The organism is Leeuwenhoekiella aequorea, assembly GCF_004104375.1.
GTDB classification, from domain to species: Bacteria; Bacteroidota; Bacteroidia; order Flavobacteriales; family Flavobacteriaceae; genus Leeuwenhoekiella; species Leeuwenhoekiella aequorea.
Genome location: NZ_QOVM01000002.1, coordinates 670689 through 689790 on the forward strand (window position 1 = coordinate 670689; position 19102 = coordinate 689790).

Below are 19102 nucleotides of genomic sequence, written 5' to 3' on the forward strand. Positions count from 1 at the left end.
TAAGAAGTACTATTAATTACTCTCTTTTAAGCATAGTTGTAAAAATGAGTATGAGCACAGAAAAAATTAAACCCAATGTAGCAACACCTATCCACCGAAAGTGCTCCCAAGCATACGCACCGGCAATTGTACCTAATGCACCTCCTATAAAATAGCCCACCATATAAATGGTATTTACCCGATTACGTGCATCTGGGTTTTTTGAGAATATAATATTTTGGTTTGTAACGTGTAGTGATTGCAAGCTGAAATCAATAAGTAAAACCCCTATTACGATTCCTATTAATGAATGCTCTGAAAACTGAAACACTATCCAAGATAAAATGAGCAATATCGAAAAAAGTAAAACCAATTTATTTTGATTGTACTTATCATTAAGTTTTCCGGCAAATGCTGCCCCTAAAGCTCCAATCATTCCCAGCAATCCAAACATTCCTGAAACTGCACTGCCATACCCAAAGTTTGTTTCCATAAGAAAAACGAGTGTGGTCCAGAAGGCACTAAATCCGGCAAATGCTAAACCACCGCGTAATGCGGCAACACGCACTTCTGGTTTAGTCTTTAAAATATTTATTAATGAGCGCATTAATTGCACATAAGTACCTTTAAAATCTGTAGCAACATTGGGTAATTTAAAATATAGGATTGCAACATAAATTAACATTATGCCTGCAGCGAGAAAATACATTACTCTCCATCCATAATATTCTCCTACCATACCACTAATAAACCGACTCCCAAGAATACCTATTAAAAGTCCACTCATTACTATACCTATTACTTTCCCCCTTTTCTCTTCAGTGGCTAACTCTGCTGCCATAGGAACAAATAATTGAGGAACCACAGATGAAAAACCTACTAGAAAGCTAGATACAGTAAGTATCCAAAGCGAAGGAGCAATGGCGGTAATTAATAAAGAAATTATAATAGCTATAAAGTCATATAGTATAATTTTTCTTCTTGAAAATTTATCTCCAAGTGGAATAATAAACAATAAGCCGAAAGCGTAACCTAATTGAGTAGCTAAAGGAATTCTGCTTACCTGCGATTCTGAAACTTTAAAGGTTGCCGCAATTAAATTAAGAAGAGGTTGATTGTAATAATTATTCGCAACTACAAGTCCGGCACCTGCTGCCATTAGGTATAACAGGCTTTTGGTAAGTTTTATCGATCCCATTTAGTAGCTTAAAGTACATTTAGCAACGTCCGTAAATGCGATCTTTAGAAAGCTGAAGTAAGATATGAAACTGATCTTCAATATTTGTATGCGTATTGTCTAACAAGATTGCATCATCTGCTTTTACAAGTGGCGAATCTTCTCGAGATGTATCTAAAGCGTCACGCTTCACCACATTTTCTAAAACGGCCTCATACGTTACATTATCCCCTTTGGCAATTAATTCTTCGTAACGACGCCGTGCACGTTCATCTGCAGTTGCAGTCATAAATACTTTTAATTCTGCTTCGGGAAAAACCACAGTACCTATATCGCGGCCGTCCATAACAATACCTTTTTCTTTGCCCATTTCCTTTTGTTTTTCAACAAGTAAATGACGAACCTCTGAAATTGCAGCTATCTGACTTACAAAGTTAGATACCTCTAACGTACGTATCTCCCTTTCAACATTTTCAGAATTGAGATAAACATCTGCAATACCTGTAGAAGGATTCATTTTAAATTTAACCGAAACTTTAAATAGATTTCTCAGAAGTGCTTCTTTATCAAAATGCCCTTCCTTAATATATAAGTGTCGCATTGCAAATAAAGTAACTGCTCTATACATCGCTCCTGTATCAACATAAATATAGTCTAGCTCTTTAGCTAGCATTTTTGCCACTGTACTTTTACCGGTTGATGAAAAGCCATCAATTGCTATTGTTATTCTTTTCAAATTTAAAAATTGACTATTAGAATTCTAATGTATTATTGAGAACAGAATGCGCTATTTATCTTAAATCGATATGTAATCCAAAAAAACTAGAGCTGGCAGCAGAGTTATATCTTGCATAGCTGTAACTAAGCCGCAATTTATTAAACTTCAAAGAAAAACCGGCACTTAGACCTGCGAAACTACGTTGTTTTTGTATGCGTAATTCTTCAGCTCTGCGCAAATTATATCCGAGTCTAATATTAAAGCCACTATCAGGAAACAACTCTGCTCCAATAATCATATGTCGTAGGGCTTCATCGAAAAAATTGATTTTTTCAGGAATCGTATTACCATCTAGATCTACTGTTGCCCGATTGGGGTTTTTAAACGCTAAATTCCAATTTTGCAGATTTTCTAATGTAAAATGCCAGCGCAGCGGTACGTGAGCCGGTTGCTGAGAGATTCCTAAATCTATTTCTAACGGAAGCTTTTCATAGACTGCATCATAGGCAGTAAACTGCGTTCCCAAATTACGTATTACTCCACCTATGTTAAGGTTTAAGTCTTCATTAAGATACATAAAACCAAGATCTACAGCCCCACCTAACGAACTATATTGCTCTAATTTTGATGTGATCAATTTAGCATTTGCACCTACATAGAAATCTGTGTAGGGTATGTTATATGCGTACCCTAATGAAAAAGCAGCTTCTCCCCCACTAAAGTCTGCTGTTGCATTGCCTTGCTCATCATACCCCTCAAAATTTCCGTAATTAATATAAGTTACACCTGCGTGAATAACTTGAGTACGTCTATCATAGAGATATGCGTAACTAGCGCTTCCGTAGTTTACATCTGCGAGATAATTCACATAGTTGAGTGCAAGCTGATTATCCATTTCTGCGTTTATAGATGCAGGATTAAATAATGCTGAAGTGGGATCGTAACTATAATCTGTAACTACTTTTCCACCCATTGCTGCTTGCTTAGGTGATGATACCAGATTGAGAAACTGATAAGTGGTTCGCCCACCCAATTGCGCCTGCAGAACTGAGCAAAAACAAATAAGTAAAAAAGAAAATAGCGTTTTTATCATTCTAAAATCAACCGGCAGCAAATAACAAGCCTACAATATTACTGTATTTATCAGGCATTAAAAAACCCGCTAACTTTTCAGCTAACGGGTTTTAAACTAACCTATAAGAATATTACAATTCTTTTGCATTTTTAACTTTCTCATTTGTAAGTGCCACAGCTAATACCTCACTCATATCATTTACATAGTGAAATGTGAGACCTTTGAGATAATCTTCATTAATCTCTTTAATATCACGCTCATTCTCACTACACATAATTATCTCTTTAATATGCGCACGCTTTGCAGCAAGTATCTTCTCTTTAATTCCACCTACAGGAAGCACTTTACCTCTTAGCGTAATTTCACCTGTCATAGCGATACTTTTCTTCACTTTACGCTGGGTGAATAAAGAAACTAATGATGTAAGCATTGTTATTCCCGCACTCGGTCCATCTTTAGGAGTTGCCCCTTCAGGTACGTGAATATGCACGTTGTATTTCTCAAAAATCGAAGGATCAAGTTTTAACTCAGCTGCATTAGATTTAATGTACTCTAAAGCCAGTGTCGCACTTTCTTTCATCACTTTACCTAAATTTCCGGTAACCGAAAGAACACCTTTTCCTTTTGAAAGAATAGACTCAATAAATAAGATATCTCCTCCTACCTGTGTCCAGGCAAGTCCTGTAACCACTCCGGCCACATCATTATTCTCGTATTTATTACGCTCTAACTTAGGAGATCCTAAAACATCAATAATCGTTTCAGAATCAACTTTAACTTTATACTCCTCTTCCATTGCTATATTCTTGGCTGCGTAACGCACCATTTTAGCAATTTGTTTTTCTAATCCACGTACACCAGATTCACGCGTATAGCCTTCAACTATTTTTTCTAATTGTGGCTTAGCAATCTTTAACTGATCCTCTTTTACTCCGTGTTCTTTTAATTGTTTTGGCAATAAATGACGCTTTCCTATCTCAACTTTCTCTTCGATAGTATAGCCGGTTACATTTATAATTTCCATACGGTCACGTAATGCAGGTTGTATTGCTCCCAAGTTATTTGCGGTTGCAATAAACATCACTTTAGACAAGTCAAAACCTAACTCTAAGAAGTTATCATGAAATTCTGCATTCTGCTCTGGATCTAGAACCTCAAGTAATGCCGAAGAAGGATCTCCTTGATTGCTATTACTTAATTTATCTACCTCATCTAGCACAAAAACAGGATTACTGGTACCTGCTTTTTTTAAACTTTGCAATATACGGCCAGGCATTGCACCGATATAGGTTTTACGGTGACCACGAATTTCTGCCTCGTCACGCAATCCTCCCAGACTCATACGCACATATTCTCTGCCTAAAGCTTCTGCCACAGATTTACCTAATGATGTTTTACCCACTCCCGGAGGTCCATACAGACATAAAATAGGAGATTTCATATCATTACGTAATTTAAGTACTGCCAGATACTCAATAATACGTGTTTTAACATCCTCTAGACCATAATGATCTCTGTCTAGAATACGCTTAGCCCGTTTAAGATCAAATTTATCTTTGCTGAATTTATTCCACGGAAGGTCTAAAAAGAGATCAAGATAATTACGTTGAATACTATATTCTGCAACCTGCGGATTCATTCGTTGCATTTTTGCTAGCTCCTTATTAAAGTGCTTAGCAATCTTCTCATCCCATTTTTTCTTTTTGCCACGCACGCGCATCTCTTCAAGTTCATCCTCCTGAGAAACTCCACCCAGTTCTTCTTGAATGGTTTTCATTTGCTGATGTAGAAAATATTCACGCTGTTGCTGGCTCATATCGTTATGCACCCGGCTTTGAATATCATTCTTAAGCTCGAGTTTCTGCATCTCCGTATTCATATGACGCAGCGTCTGTAGAGCACGCTCTTTTAAATCTCCAATTTCAAGGAGTTTTTGCTTTTCCTCTACCGTTAAGTTCATATTAGAACTCACAAAATTGATGAGGAAAGACTCACTTTCGATATTCTTAATTGCAAAACCAGCTTCGCTAGGAATATTAGGCGACTGCTTAATGATTTGTAAAGCCTGTTCTTTAATAGAATCAATTATCGCTTTAAACTCCTCATTTCCTTTTTCAGGACGAAGTTCTGGCACTTCACGTACTGTTGCTACCAGATATGGTTTTTCAGTAATTACTTCAGCAATATTAAAACGTTTTTTTCCTTGTATGATAACAGTAACATTACCATCAGGCATTTTTAAAACTCTAAGAATACGAGCAACAACTCCGGTTGTATTTATATCATCGGCTGTGGGATTCTCTACAGATTCATCTTTTTGAGAAACTACACCTATTGTCTTTGAACCTTTATTAGACTCGTTAATAAGATCTATAGACATATCACGACCTGCGGTAATAGGAATTACCACGCCCGGGAATAAAACCGTATTCCGAAGTGGTAAAATAGGCAACGTCTCTGGTAATTCTTCTTTATTGATCTCTTCCTCGTCTTCAGGAGTCATTAATGGGATTAAATCTGCTTCACCATCAAAATCCTGCAATGACAGATTGTCAAGATTTGTAAATTTTGTTCTAGCCATATTATTTAACGTCACATTGTCACAAAATTGATTAATTATGCTTGATGTAAACTTTTTTAATTTGATTTAAAACGCTGTAATGCATTCAATTAAACACACTAAAGCTTTCTTGTACTAGTTATAATTCAATTGTTGTGCCAGCGTATTATTATCTTAAATGAAATAAATTTAGAACCAACTGTAACAAATATAAATTAACCTCATCTTTATATTGAAGCACTAACCAATTGAACACTACTAACCATACTATTGATTTGCTTTTAGAGCAATGTAAATGCGGTAATCAGCAAGCACAACTTGCTGTTTATAATCGCTATTACAAAGCGATGTATAATACTTCCCTACGCATTGTTAAAGATAATGCAGAAGCAGAAGATATTATGCAGGAATCATTTTTAAGCGCTTTTACAAAACTGGATAGCTACAATGCCGAATCCTCTTTTGGAAGTTGGTTAAAACGTATCGTAGTAAATAATAGCATTAGCAGTTACAACAAACACAAACGATTAAAAGAAGACGATCTGGATGATACTCTTTATAAATTGGAAGATGATTATGAAGGGTTAGCAGATTGCGATACGAGTGCTTACGAAATTCAACGTGTGCTGCAGACAATGAATGAACTTAAAGATAGTTACCGTGTGGCGCTTACTTTAAATTTAATTGAAGGTTTTGACTATGAAGAGATGAGTGAAATTTTAAATATTAGCTATGCAAATTGCAGAACAACAGTATCGCGCGCCAAAGAGAGCTTACGCAAGAAATTGAGCAATTTAATTAAGAATTAATTACAATGAAAAATAATATAGACACCTGGTTTGAGAAGCAGCGCAATTGCTTTGATATTGCGGAGCCACTTAATGATCACGAGGCACGATTTATTACCAAACTTCAGCAGCATAATGAAAAACAAACTACCAGATTAGGATTCAATTGGTGGAAACCCTTTGCTGCAGCAGCGGCAGTTTTAATCATAGTCTTTGCTGGTTTCAACACCTTTACATCAAAAAGCAATGTTGATCTGGCAGCAGTTTCTCCAGAAATGGCAAAAACTCAAGACTTTTTTACTAAAGCTATTGAAGAAGAATTATACAACATCAATGAAGCAAGAACCCCTGAGACTCAGAAGCTTGTAAATGATGCATTAAAACAACTGAAAACCCTTGAAATCGAATATGACAAATTAACGGCCGACTTAGCAAAAAGTGGAGAAGATAAACGGGTTATTTATGCGATGATCACCAATTTTCAAGCACGTATAAATCTTTTGAACACTGTTCTAGAAGACATTAATTCAATCAAAAACACAGACTATGAAAACAAGTTACTATAAAATTTTATTCCTTTTTCTACTTACCGCTATCACTACGTTTGCAAATACTACAGATCCTAAAAAATATAATGGTAGATATTCTAAAGAGAAAAAAATCACTAAACAGTATAATGTTAATTCAGATGCATTATTAAAAGTGAATAATAGTTATGGTAACGTAGATGTGGTTACCTGGGAGGAGAATCGCATAGTTTTAGAGGTTACCGTTAAAACCAATGGCAATGACGAAGATAAAGTAATTAAAAAATTAAATGAGATCGATGTAAAGTTCAATGCAGATGCAAGTATGGTTTCCGCATATACAGAAATCTCAGACAGCAATAGTTCGTGGTGGAGTTCCTGGATATCGGGATCAAACAACGTGAATATGGAGATTAATTACAAAATCAAAATGCCGGTTACTAACAATGCAGATCTCACTAATGATTATGGTGGAATATCCTTAAACAGACTCAAAGGTCAGGCTAAGATTTCGTGTGATTATGGTCATTTAGACATTGGTGAACTACTGGGTGATAATAATATTTTAAGTTTTGATTATACTAATAATTCTACGATTGCATATATAAGAAGCGGCAAAATAAATGCTGACTACAGCTCTTTCACTCTTGAAAAAGCAGATAAAATTGTTCTTGATGCAGATTACACAAAATCGAGTTTTGGAGCAATCAAAAATTTAAAATATACCTGCGATTACGGAAGCATAAATGCGCGAACAGTGGGAACAGTTACAGGTAATTCTGATTATCTAAGCGTACGCTTAGGTAAAATTAATGGCGCTCTTGATCTAAATATGGATTATGGTTCTTTGAAAATTGAAGAGTTGACGGCAAACTCAGAAAACGTACGTATTAATACCGAATATGCCGGTGTAAAAATTGGTTACAATGCTAACACGTCTTTTAAATTTACTATTAAACTAGACTATGCTAGTCTTAATGGAGAAGATTCTTTTGAGTTTACCAAAAAACAAGTTGAAACAACAGATAAATATTACGAAGGCTATTACGGAAGTTCTTCATCAAAAAATTCGCTCGTTATAAATTCGGAATACGGCGGAGTAAGTTTTTATAAAGTAAACTAATATTAGAAAAAATGAAAAAATTAATAACACTAACGGTAATTTTACTGGTAACTACAGTTTCTAACGCACAATTTTGGGGTAGTAAGAAAATTCAGGGAAATGGAAATCTGGTTACAGATAACCGGGATCTTGGAGACTATGATGAGATAAATGTCGCGGGCTCATTTGATATATTTTTGGTATCTGGCAAAGAAGGAAAACTTAAGGTCGAAGCTGAAAACAATTTACTAGACTATATAATCACTGAAGTTAAAGGTGATAAGTTGAAAATATACACCAGAGAGGGATACAATCTAAATACTTCTAGAAATAAAAACATTACAATTACCATCCCCTTTGAAGATATTTCTAAGGTTAGTATGGCCGGTTCTGGCGATATAATAAGTAAAGATGCTATTGAAGCAGATGTATTTTACTGCTCGGTAGCGGGAAGTGGAGATATGGTATTAGAAATTAAAGCTAAAGAAATTAACGGTTCACTGGCGGGTTCAGGAGACCTTACACTAATAGGTAAAACACAAAAAGTTAGCCTTAAAGTAGCGGGCAGTGGTGATATCGACGCTTCAGACTTAAACAGTGTAGATGCAGAGGCTAGTGTTGCCGGTTCTGGAGATATTAGTTTAAACTGTGATGGAGGGAATTTGAAGGCAAGTGTGGCAGGTTCCGGGGATATTCAATATTCAGGTAAGCCTATCGATATTAACAAAAAAGTAGTAGGTTCAGGAAGCATCAGAAATTAATCCAAAAACTTTCACTATACTTCTTTATAAACCAAAAGGCTGCTTTATGAGCAGCCTTTTGGTTTTAATTTTCATATTTAATTCGTTTTCGGGGTACAAGCAATAATAAAATTACTCCGGCAATAAAAAACACAATAAAAAATAAAATAGCATATCGTATACTGCCGGTAATTTGAGCCACAAACCCGTAACTCAACATACCTATTACAATCCCTATTTTTTCAGAAACATCATAAAAACTGAAATACGAAGCGGTATCAGTTTCTCCTTCTGGAATTAATTTTGAATATGTAGAACGCGACAGGGATTGTATCCCTCCCATTACCAATCCTACAAAGGCTGCTGTAAAATAAAATTCAAAAGGCGTTGTAATGGTATAAGCATAAATACAAATACCAATCCAAATACAATTAATTATAATTAGAGTTTGAATATTTCCAAATCTGGCTGAAGCTTTTGAAGTAAGCCAAGCGCCCAAAACGGCAACAAGCTGAATTAATAAGATGCTAACGATAAGTCCTGTTGTACTATTTGTTGTTCCCCAATCTAACTCTTCAATTCCAAAATAAGTCGCAACCAGCATAATTGTTTGTACAGCCATACTATAGACAAAAAATGCGGTCAAATACGTACGCATAGGTTTATCAGACTTAAGTCTTTTCCATATTTTTTTTAATTCTCTAAAACCATTAAAAAGCACATTCTTGCTGAATTTTTGCTTCTTGGCTCCCTTAGGCAAATGATAATAGGTATACTGGCTAAAACCTATCCACCAGACACCTGTAAGTATAAACGATAATCGTGTGGGAAGCCCTTCATCTTCAAATCCAAATGTTTCATACATTAGAATCATAGCCAGACATAGAATTAGTAAAATCACACTTCCTATATATCCTAAAGAATATCCTTTTGCACTTATCTTATCCTGTTGGTCAGGAAAAGCGATATCTGGTAAATACGAATTATAAAAAACTAAACTTGACCAAAATCCTATTAAAGCTAAAAAATAACAGAGTAAACCAAACCATAAATGTTCCATATTAAACCAGAACAGACCTATACAAGATAATGCTCCTAGATAACAAAAGAATTTCATAAAACTCTTTTTGTTGCCTATATAATCTGCTATACCACTCAACAACGGACTTAAGATAGAAACTACTAAAAAGGCAGCAGCTGTCACATAACTTATAAGCGTATCGTTATTAAAATCAATTCCTAGAAAGGTTACTGTATCATCGAGTATTTTTCCATCTTGATCTTTAGTAAGGGTTAATGCACCATAAAATATAGGAAAAACAGCTGAGGCAATAACTAGACTGTAAACCGAATTTGCCCAATCATAAAAAGCCCAGGCATTCAGTAATTTTTTATTTCCCTTAGGTAATGATTCCATATAAGTGTAGGTTGTTAAGGGCTCTAAATTAAGAAAGCCGCTCTAATAGAGCGGCTTTTCTTATTTATTTTTTGGTTAACTATTTAAACGAAGTTACTCCAAACTTTTTTGCTTCTGCTGCAGCTCTGGGAGCTATAGTAGTTAATGCTTGAATACGTGTATCTGGTGATGGGTGTGTACTTAAAATTTCTGGAGTTCCAGAACTTCCTTGCGCCTTCATACGCTCCCATAATTTTGGAGCTTCGTAAGGGTCATAGCCAGCAATTGCAGCAATGATCGTTCCTATTTCATCTGCTTCAGACTCGTGACTTCTACTAAATGGTAAGATCCCAACGATATTACTGGCCGTTCCGTAATATTGATTAAACAATTGACCAGATTTTGAATCACCTAATGCTAGTCCACCAACTGCTCCTACTACAGATTGAGCTTCCCCAGCAGTCATACGTTGACCACCGTGATTAGCTAAAGCGTGTGCAAGTTCATGTCCTAATATCATTGCTAAACCAGCCTCGTCCTGAGCAACTGGTAGAATTCCTGTATATACTACAATTTTACCTCCTGGCATACAAAATGCATTAATCGCTTCGTCTTGAACCAGATTATATTCCCAACGGTAATCATCTAAGTAATTAGGATATCCCAAAGCTGTCATATAACGCTCTGCCGCTTTTGCAATGTTGGAGCCTACTCGCTGAACCATTTGTGCTTCAGAAGTATTACTCACCACCTTATTTTCCTTTAAAAAAGCATCATATTGCTGAAATGCCATTGGAAATAAAGTAGAGTTATCATATCTGTTAAGCGTTTGCTTACCTGTAAATGGACTTGTTTTACAGCTAACTACAAGTAGTACCGTAACAAGTGCCAAAAGTATTGATCTTGATTTCATCTATATAGTATTTGATTAGTGGCCGAAAGTTACAAATTATCAACTTTGCCTTTTAACATATTAGCTAAACTTTAGCAGATCAGACGCTAACCCATAAGATTTACAACGGCAAAATTCTTACTAAGTTTCAGGCACTTACCATCATTTTCCAGGATGTTTAAATCATATTCTACATTGTCTACTGTAATTGTTTTAATTTCAAAAGACAACCCAATCAGATTCAATTTAATAGTGTCGTAAGAAGTATCATATGTTCCTGATTTATGTTGTTGAATAGTAAGTTCACCCTCTTTACCCGTAAGATTAAAATTGCGTAAACTATATCTTCCCTTCTTGTAGTCATACCCATCATTACCATCTTCATAAACCTGAGAAGCTTCTTTACCTATCTTGAAATACACGTCTAACTTAAGCTCGGTAATAACTTTTTCTTCTACATATTGCTGAACAGGATATCTAGGTATAATTGCACCTTCTTTTACAAACATGGGAATACGATCTAGATCTGCATCGACCCATAATTCACGACCTCCTTCGATTATCGAGTTATCCCAGAAGTTATACCACGTTCCTCGTGCCAAGTACATACGTCTTCCCTTAGAATTAGGCTCGAGAATAGGGCAAACCAGTATACAATTTCCAAAGATAAATTCGTCTGTACGGTAATTTGTATGAGGATCTTCCTGATCATAATATACTAGTGGCTTTATCATAGGTATTCCTTTTGTAGAATACTCATAAAACATCGTATATAGGTAGGGTAAAAATGTATAACGCATTTCAATAAATGCGCGGGTGATATTTGTAATTTCATCTCCAAAAGCCCAAGGTTCTTGATCACCATGATGCCCAGAAGAATGTACTCTGCAAAATGGATGAAAAACACCAAGCTGAATCCATCTTGCAAACAACTCGCCAGTAGGCTGTTCTGCAAACCCACCTATATCTGTACCAGTAAATGACATCCCTGATAAACACATCCGCTGTACTTGGTTGTTTGCAATCCATAGATGTTCCCAGGTAGCAACATTATCACCGGTCCATGAACTAGTATAACGTTGTGCCCCACTGTATGCAGAGCGTGTGATTACAAGTGGCCTTTTAGGATATACATATTTTTTAACACCTTCATAAGTGGCCCGGGCCATTTGAGTTCCATACACGTTATGTGCTTTTCGATGACTGCAAGGATGACCATCATAATCGTGCCTTACATCATCAGGAAATGTCTTACCGGGAACTTCCATAACTGCCGGTTCGTTCATGTCATTCCATACACCACGAACCCCTATATCTCCTACAATATCTTTAAAGAGTCCTGCCCACCAATCCCTAACTTCAGGATTAGTAAAATCTGGAAAAGCACATTCTCCCGGCCAAACTTTCCCAACCATATAGGGTCCGTCTGCGCGTTTACAGAAATAATCGTTTTCTAAGCCTTCCTGATATACCCAATAGTCAGGGTCAATTTTAATCCCTGGATCAATTATTACAATTGTTTTAAAACCGTCTGCTTCAAGCTCTCCAATCATGCGCTTAGGATCTGGAAAATATTCTTTATTCCAGGTAAAGCATCGAAAGCCTTCCATATAATCGATATCCAAATAGATACCATCACACGGAATTCGCAAATCTCTAAATTTTTGTGCCAAAGCTTTTACTGTACTCTCCGGAAAGTAGCTCCATTTACACTGTTGAAAACCTAAACTCCATAATGGTGGTAAATCTGGTTTTCCGGTAAGGTGCGTGTAGTTTGCTACCACATCGCTCATGCTAGGACCATAAAAAAAGTAATAATTCATCTCACCACCAGGAGCCCAAAAACTTGTCACATCAAGACGTTCTTGACAAAAGTCGAAATTGGTTTTAAAGCTATTATCAAAAAAAATTCCGTAAGCCTTTTTTTCCTTTAACCCAATGTAGAATGGTACCGATTTGTAAATAGGATCTGTATCTTTTCCGAAGGCATAAGAATCTGTTGCCCAGTTAGTAAATTTTTTACCTCGTAAATTGAGATGTACCGGTTTATCTCCTAATCCAAAAAATGTCTCACCAGGATGCGCCCGTTTACCCATTTTGACGATATTTCCGCCTAGCGTAAAGCTTTCTTCATAATGAAACCCAATCTCATCTTCATTTATTAAATGGCCTTCTTTATCAAGTATTTTTGTCTGTAAACTTATCTTTTCAATCTTGATAATAAGCTTAGCAGTAGTAACGATATGATAGTTTTTGTTTTCGGTGAGTTCTAGATGATTATAGCCCGTATAACTATCAGTATCAATCGCGTAAGAAAAGTCATCTTCTAAAATTCCGCGAGTTCCATATCTAAAGCGTATTACACTATCACGAATTACAGTAAGTTGAAGTACTACCTCATTTAAAGTCGTAAAATATATAGTATCTACCTCTTGACGAACCTCCTTTATATCATTAGGAAATTGATTCCCTCTTTGTTCTAATTCTGAGTTAATGATCATAACCGCGCTGTACGAATTTATTTAGCCTTACTAAAGTAAGGGTTTAGTATACATTTTGTTAATTATATATCACTCTAATATATAATTACTCAAAATTTATTTAAGGGCAAAAACCATTACTGCTAGCGGGGCGAGATTCACTTCAATAGAATTTTCTCTACCATTCCAGGATGTATTAGATACTGTAATAACATCACTTATATAATCGCCGCTACCACCATAATTACTTGCATTACTATTAAATATCTCGCTAAGCTGCTTGTTTGATTTAAATATTTCTGAAGGTACACCAATTCGGTAATTTTCTCTTGGAACCGGGGTGAAATTACAGATAACTACCAAGGTTTCTTTAGGTTTTTCGCCTTTACGCATATAGGTAAGTACACTGTTTTCACTATCGTTCCATTCTAACCATTCAAAGCCAGAATGATCAAACTGTTTCTCATACAATGCAGGATAATTTTTATATAATTTATTTAAATCCCGAATACAGTTTTGAATCCCAGTATGAAATTCATATTCTAATAAATGCCAATCTAAGCTTTGTTGAAAATTCCATTCTTTGCTCTGCGCAAACTCACCACCCTGAAAAATCAATTTTGCACCGGGATGTGTAAACATATATCCAAACATAAGCCTCAAATTTGCAAAGCGCTGCCATTCGGTACCGGGCATTCTATCTAATAATGACTTTTTACCATATACCACCTCATCGTGGGATAAGGGAAGCATAAAATTCTCTGTAAAGGCGTATGTCAAACTAAAGGTAATATCCTGTTGATGAAATTTTCTGAATGCAGAATCCTTTTTAAAGTATTCAAGGGTATCGTGCATCCACCCCATCATCCATTTCATCCCAAAGCCTAATCCACCATCAAAAACCGGTTTAGAAACGCCTGCATAATTAGTTGATTCCTCTGCAATGGTTTGAACATCAGGATAATTATCATACACTGAAATATTCAGTTCCTTAAAGAAAGAAACTGCATCTAAGTTTTGATTTCCTCCAAATTCATTTGGCTCCCATTCTCCTTCTTCTCTAGAATAATCCAAATATAACATTGAGGCTACGGCATCAACACGCAAACCATCAATATGATATTGATCTAACCAAAACAAAGCATTACTTATTAAAAAGGCTCTAACCTCATTGCGGCCGTAATTAAATATGTGCGATTTCCAATCTGGATGCCATCCTTTTCGAGGATCTGGATGCTCATACAAATGAGATCCGTCAAAGTTACCCAGCCCGTGCGGATCCTCTGGAAAATGAGAAGGAACCCAATCTAAAATCACTCCAATACCAGCTTGATGAAATTTATCGATAAGCAGTTTAAATTCTTCGGGATACCCAAAACGAGAGGTAGGTGCAAAATATCCAGTAAGTTGATATCCCCAACTTGGATCATAAGGATATTCCATAATAGGCATAAACTCAACGTGAGTAAATTGCATATCCTTAACGTAATTCACCAGATCATCAGCCATTTCTGTATAGCTCAAACTTCGATTTTCTTCACCAGTTTTACGCCACGAACTCAAATGAACTTCATATACTGAATAAGGAGCATCTAAGGCATTTTTTGAAATTCTGCTTTTCATCCATTTTTTATCCTTCCATTTATAATCGGCCTCATAAACTACAGATGCCGTTTTAGGAGGATGCTCTGCTCTGCGTGCAAAAGGATCGGCTTTTTCTAACTTTGCATTGTTATTTGAAGATTGAATTTTATACTTATAAATTGTTCCCGCTGATACGCCTGGAATAAATCCTTCCCAAATGCCACTGCCGTCCCAACGTACATTTAATCGATGATCACCTTCAATCCAAAAGTTGAAATCACCTACTACAGATACGGTTTTAGCACTTGGTGCCCAAACCGCAAAATAGGTTCCTTCTTCTCCATCTACTGTCATTGGATGTGAGCCTAGTTTTTCATAGAGTCTAAAATGCTTACCAGCCTTAAATAAATCTATATCGAAGTCAGAAAACCGACTGTATACGCGTACGTTACTCATAATTTTGTTGATTAAGTATATTTGAAATTCCTTTAAGAGGAATTATTGCCCAGGTAGGTCTTGCATTTAACTCATAACCGAGTTCATATACCGCTTTTTCAAGTAGACAATATTGTAATAAAAATTCGATTTCCTTGATATAGCCTATGTTTAAATTAGCTACCTGCACCTCGTTTATATAGGTATGTAAAAAGACGCCGACTATATGACTATATAAGACTTCTGCAATTTTGAAAAGCTCCTCCTGACTGTAATTAAATTCAGATTCATTATTAAAAATTGTAGCATAAATAGCATAATTAAATGATCTAAAAATACCCGCAATATCTTTTATAGGTGGTTGTTTTACTTTACGATCTCTAATAGTACTTTCTGGTTCACCTTCAAAATCAATTATATAAAAATCGTGATCCTGTACCAAAATTTGACCTAAATGATAATCTCCGTGTATACGCAAGCGCTCGCTTTTTAATTTATCCTCATCGAAGTCAAGCAATTGCTTTCGTATTATTTTTTTATTTTTCAAAAGTTCCTCTGCCAGTTCTAAGGCGAGACCGTGCAGTTTGTAAATATTATTTTCAACCAGATTAATTCGGTTTTCAAACTGATATATAAGTCGATTTTTAAGCCAAACCGTATAATCATTGCCAAAAGCTTGCGGAGTGAATGCTGTATTTGAGCGTTCTGAACCAAGAGCTATATGCATTTGTGCAGTACGCGTAGCAATCTGAGCAACATCTTCAAAAAATAATTTAGGACACCAGGCAAGAATATTATTTGGAATTTTACTTAATTCTAATTGCTCAAGATATCGGGTAGATTTGAGTGTATGTACATCTGGATGTTGCTTAGAAATTTCATCAAAAATCCCCTTCAGTTCGTTTGTAAAATACTCCCAGGCATCACCTTGATTAGGTACTAAAGCCTGAAGTAAGCCTAAAGTAATTACATTTTTGTTACTAAATCGCAAAGTGATACTCCCTAGATATTTAGGAGTATTGGTAAAAATACCTTTCATAGTAAGGTATTTACTTATCTCATAATCCGGGTTTTCATCTACATAAACTCTTCTAAATATTTTCAGAATGTATTTCTCATTATAAATTATGGAAGTATTACTTTGTTCAACACCCATTAATCTACTGCTCTCATATCCTTTTGCATCATTTGTGCGGCCCCGGCGGTAAGCTACTTCCTTATATTTAAATTTATCACCCTCCAGAATTTTTTCAAAAATTTGCTTTCTAAATGACTCCAGTAATAACGCATCTACAAGAAATCCTGATATGCCATTTAATTTTATGGGAGTTATGTATTTATCGCCAATTAAACTGCCATCTGTAACAAAGGCAATAGGTAAAAAGTAGTTTTGTACAAAAGCTTCTTTGTAATTTACTTCAAGTACAATGCCATAGAATAAATCATTTTCACGCTCGATAGGAAAATCATCTATAATTTCTATATACTTCAAGGCACTTGCCTTTCCTCCATACCAGCGTTGATTGAGTATGTAAGACTCTAAAATATTCTCACACAATTCTCTTCTAAAACGTTCTTCTTCTAATAAGTTTTTCCAATCGGTGTCATAATGCACCTCAAACTGTCCATCACCATAGCTATCATTACTCATTTTAGAAATCGAATTAGTTAGTTAGTTTTTATCTTATCTGGATATTTTGAAAATATGAAAAGGTAGCGTTGGATGTAGCTCAACATAATTCCACTCTTCTGCCCAATCGTACGTATTAGCTGTTATAAGATCTTCTACGCGAATATGGCTTCCTGGATTGTGCTGCATCAATTCATAAGGCAATCGTACTCTTGCTGCTTGTTTGTAATACGGATCAAGACTAACAATGATTAATAATTCATTGTTCATATGCTGATCCCATTTGTAATAAGCGATTAGACCCTCGTTACCAATATCACAAAATCTAATATTGGTTGTTTGTTGTAAGGCTGGTTGCTCTTTACGCACTCGGTTTATCATTGTAATAAGGCGTATCAGCTTATTATCTATATTCCAATCCCAATGCTGAATTTGATACTTCTCAGAATTGTAATATTCCTCTTTCCCGGGCACCGCATCAGAAACCATAAATTCGAAAACAGGCCCATATAAGCCTATATTACTACTCATCGTTGCAGCCAAAGCATATCGTATGAGGTGCTGCGCTTCGTTAGCTCCTTGTAAGTGATACGGATTGATATCTGGAGTGTTTGGCCAAAAATTAGGACGGTAATATTCCTTTTGATTGGTTTGAGTGAGCTCGGTCATATACTCAGTTAATTCGTGCTTACTGGTTCTCCAAGTGAAATAAGTATAAGATTGTGTGTACCCCTCTTTTGCAAGTTGCTGCATAATTTTAGGCCGCGAGAATGCTTCTGCCAGAAATAAAACATCTGGATGCTTCTTTTTTATTTCAGAAATAAACCAATTCCAAAAGTAAAATGGCTTTGTATGCGGATTATCTACTCTAAAAATTTTAACTCCAAAATCTATCCAATGAAAAGCTACGCTTAGCAATTCATCCCACAGCCCTTGATAATCTTCAGACTCCCAATTGAAGTTTACAATATCTTGGTATTTTTTTGGTGGGTTTTCAGCATATTGCATGGTGCCATCCGGGCGTTTCTTAAACCATTTAGGATGCTTTTTTAAATAAGGATGATCGGGTGCTGCCTGAAACGCAAGATCCATTGCTATCTCAATCCCTAGTTTATTTGCTTCTTTTACCAGACGCTTAAAATCTTTTTCTTTCCCTAATTCAGGGTGAATAGATTTGTGACCTCCTAGTTTTGAACCTATACCCCACGGCACACCAGTATCTCCATCTTGAGCAGTAACCGCATTATTTTTTCCTTTTCGGTTTACCTCACCTATGGGATGAATAGGCGGAAAATAAAGTGTATCAAAACCCATCGCAGCTACACGAGGCAAAAGTCTCTCGCAATCTTTAAAAGTGCCGTGCTTGCCGGGTTCTTCACTGGCTGATCTCGGGAAAAACTCATACCACGTGCTAAAACCTGCTTTTTTACGATCTACATAAACCCGTAATACTTTACTATCTTTAGCAAACAATCTGGTAGGATGATCTGTAAAAATCTTGTGTAAATCTCCTGAAACAGCTAGTTCAATTGCTTCATTATAACGAGATTCATCAGCAAATACTTCAATGGCATTCTTCAGGTATTTCTTCCCTTCTTTATCCAGCTGTTTAGTAATTGCCTTTAGGTATTGTATCCCGTCTAACAATTCGCTTTTTACATGTTGACCATCTTTCAACTTAGCTTCTATACCGTGCTGCCAATTTAAAGCGTGATCTATCCACCCTTTAATTTTGTATTCATAAAAACCTTGCTGCTCTACGTAAAACGCACCCGTGTAAACATCATTAGGATGAGAAGTCAAGCGCACGGTAGACCAGTCAGAATCTTTTTCAGATTTAAAACATATTTCAGCCTGTATCACATCGTGTCCATCACCAAATACATCTGCTTTAATCTCTATGATCTCTCCTACAATTCTTTTAATAAAAAAGTCACCACCATCTAACTGGGGCTCTATATTTTGGATTACGATACGTTCTCGTGTCAAGATTGAATATTTTTAAAAAGTTGATACATA

General features: G+C 35.9%; 14 protein-coding genes. 4 read left to right on the forward strand and 10 right to left on the reverse strand.

Going from position 1 to position 19102, the window contains the following annotated elements:
• Window positions 1–16: 16 nt before the first annotated feature.
• From DSM00_RS06990 to lon, 4 genes are all read right to left on the reverse strand, one after another.
• On the reverse strand, window positions 17–1177 hold the full coding sequence (locus DSM00_RS06990; RefSeq protein ID WP_128757304.1) for an MFS transporter: 1161 nt from the start codon (window positions 1175–1177) through the stop codon (window positions 17–19).
• Between the two features lie 19 nt (window positions 1178–1196).
• Complete coding sequence (cmk, locus tag DSM00_RS06995) at window positions 1197–1892, reverse strand: (d)CMP kinase (protein ID WP_128757305.1); 696 nt, start codon at window positions 1890–1892, stop codon at window positions 1197–1199.
• A gap of 55 nt (window positions 1893–1947) precedes the next feature.
• Window positions 1948–2967, reverse strand: coding sequence for a type IX secretion system protein PorQ (gene porQ, locus DSM00_RS07000; RefSeq protein ID WP_128757306.1), 1020 nt, complete (start codon window positions 2965–2967; stop codon window positions 1948–1950).
• A 112-nt stretch (window positions 2968–3079) separates the two neighbouring features.
• A complete protein-coding gene (gene lon / locus DSM00_RS07005; protein WP_128757307.1) occupies window positions 3080–5530 on the reverse strand; it encodes an endopeptidase La in 2451 nt (816 codons plus the stop codon).
• 227 nt (window positions 5531–5757) lie between these two features.
• Between lon and DSM00_RS07010 the strand changes: the two genes are divergently transcribed.
• From DSM00_RS07010 to DSM00_RS07025, 4 genes are read left to right on the forward strand one after another with little or no spacing between them, the layout of a single operon-like run.
• Window positions 5758–6318, forward strand: a complete 561-nt coding sequence (locus DSM00_RS07010; RefSeq protein ID WP_128757308.1) for an RNA polymerase sigma factor — start codon at window positions 5758–5760, stop codon at window positions 6316–6318.
• Window positions 6319–6323: 5 nt separating this feature from the next.
• Entirely contained in the window at window positions 6324–6863 is a 540-nt protein-coding gene (locus DSM00_RS07015) for a hypothetical protein (RefSeq protein WP_128757309.1), read from the forward strand.
• The gene (locus DSM00_RS07020; protein ID WP_128757310.1) at window positions 6844–7947 is read left to right on the forward strand and encodes a hypothetical protein; all 1104 of its coding nucleotides are present in this window, start codon (window positions 6844–6846) and stop codon (window positions 7945–7947) included. Before DSM00_RS07015 ends, DSM00_RS07020 begins: the two co-directional genes overlap by 20 nt.
• Window positions 7948–7958: 11 nt before the next feature.
• Window positions 7959–8687, forward strand: coding sequence for a head GIN domain-containing protein (locus DSM00_RS07025; RefSeq protein WP_128757311.1), 729 nt, complete (start codon window positions 7959–7961; stop codon window positions 8685–8687).
• Window positions 8688–8751: 64 nt separating this feature from the next.
• Here DSM00_RS07025 and DSM00_RS07030 read toward each other — a convergent pair whose 3' ends face one another.
• The 6 genes from DSM00_RS07030 to DSM00_RS07055 all read right to left on the reverse strand — a co-directional run bounded on the left by DSM00_RS07030 (window position 8752) and on the right by DSM00_RS07055 (window position 19072).
• Window positions 8752–10083, reverse strand: a complete 1332-nt coding sequence (locus tag DSM00_RS07030) for an MFS transporter (RefSeq protein ID WP_128757312.1) — start codon at window positions 10081–10083, stop codon at window positions 8752–8754.
• A 79-nt stretch (window positions 10084–10162) separates the two neighbouring features.
• Complete coding sequence (locus tag DSM00_RS07035; protein ID WP_128757313.1) at window positions 10163–10975, reverse strand: M48 family metallopeptidase; 813 nt, start codon at window positions 10973–10975, stop codon at window positions 10163–10165.
• Window positions 10976–11061: 86 nt separating this feature from the next.
• The gene (locus DSM00_RS07040; RefSeq protein ID WP_128757314.1) at window positions 11062–13455 is read right to left on the reverse strand and encodes a glycoside hydrolase family 31 protein; all 2394 of its coding nucleotides are present in this window, start codon (window positions 13453–13455) and stop codon (window positions 11062–11064) included.
• Window positions 13456–13551: 96 nt separating this feature from the next.
• Window positions 13552–15474, reverse strand: coding sequence for a 1,4-alpha-glucan branching protein GlgB (glgB, locus tag DSM00_RS07045; RefSeq protein ID WP_128757315.1), 1923 nt, complete (start codon window positions 15472–15474; stop codon window positions 13552–13554).
• A complete protein-coding gene (locus tag DSM00_RS07050) occupies window positions 15467–17104 on the reverse strand; it encodes a phosphotransferase (RefSeq protein WP_128757316.1) in 1638 nt (545 codons plus the stop codon). Before DSM00_RS07050 ends, glgB begins: the two co-directional genes overlap by 8 nt.
• 33 nt (window positions 17105–17137) lie before the next feature.
• A complete protein-coding gene (locus DSM00_RS07055) occupies window positions 17138–19072 on the reverse strand; it encodes an alpha-1,4-glucan--maltose-1-phosphate maltosyltransferase (protein ID WP_128757317.1) in 1935 nt (644 codons plus the stop codon).
• Window positions 19073–19102: the final 30 nt, after the last annotated feature.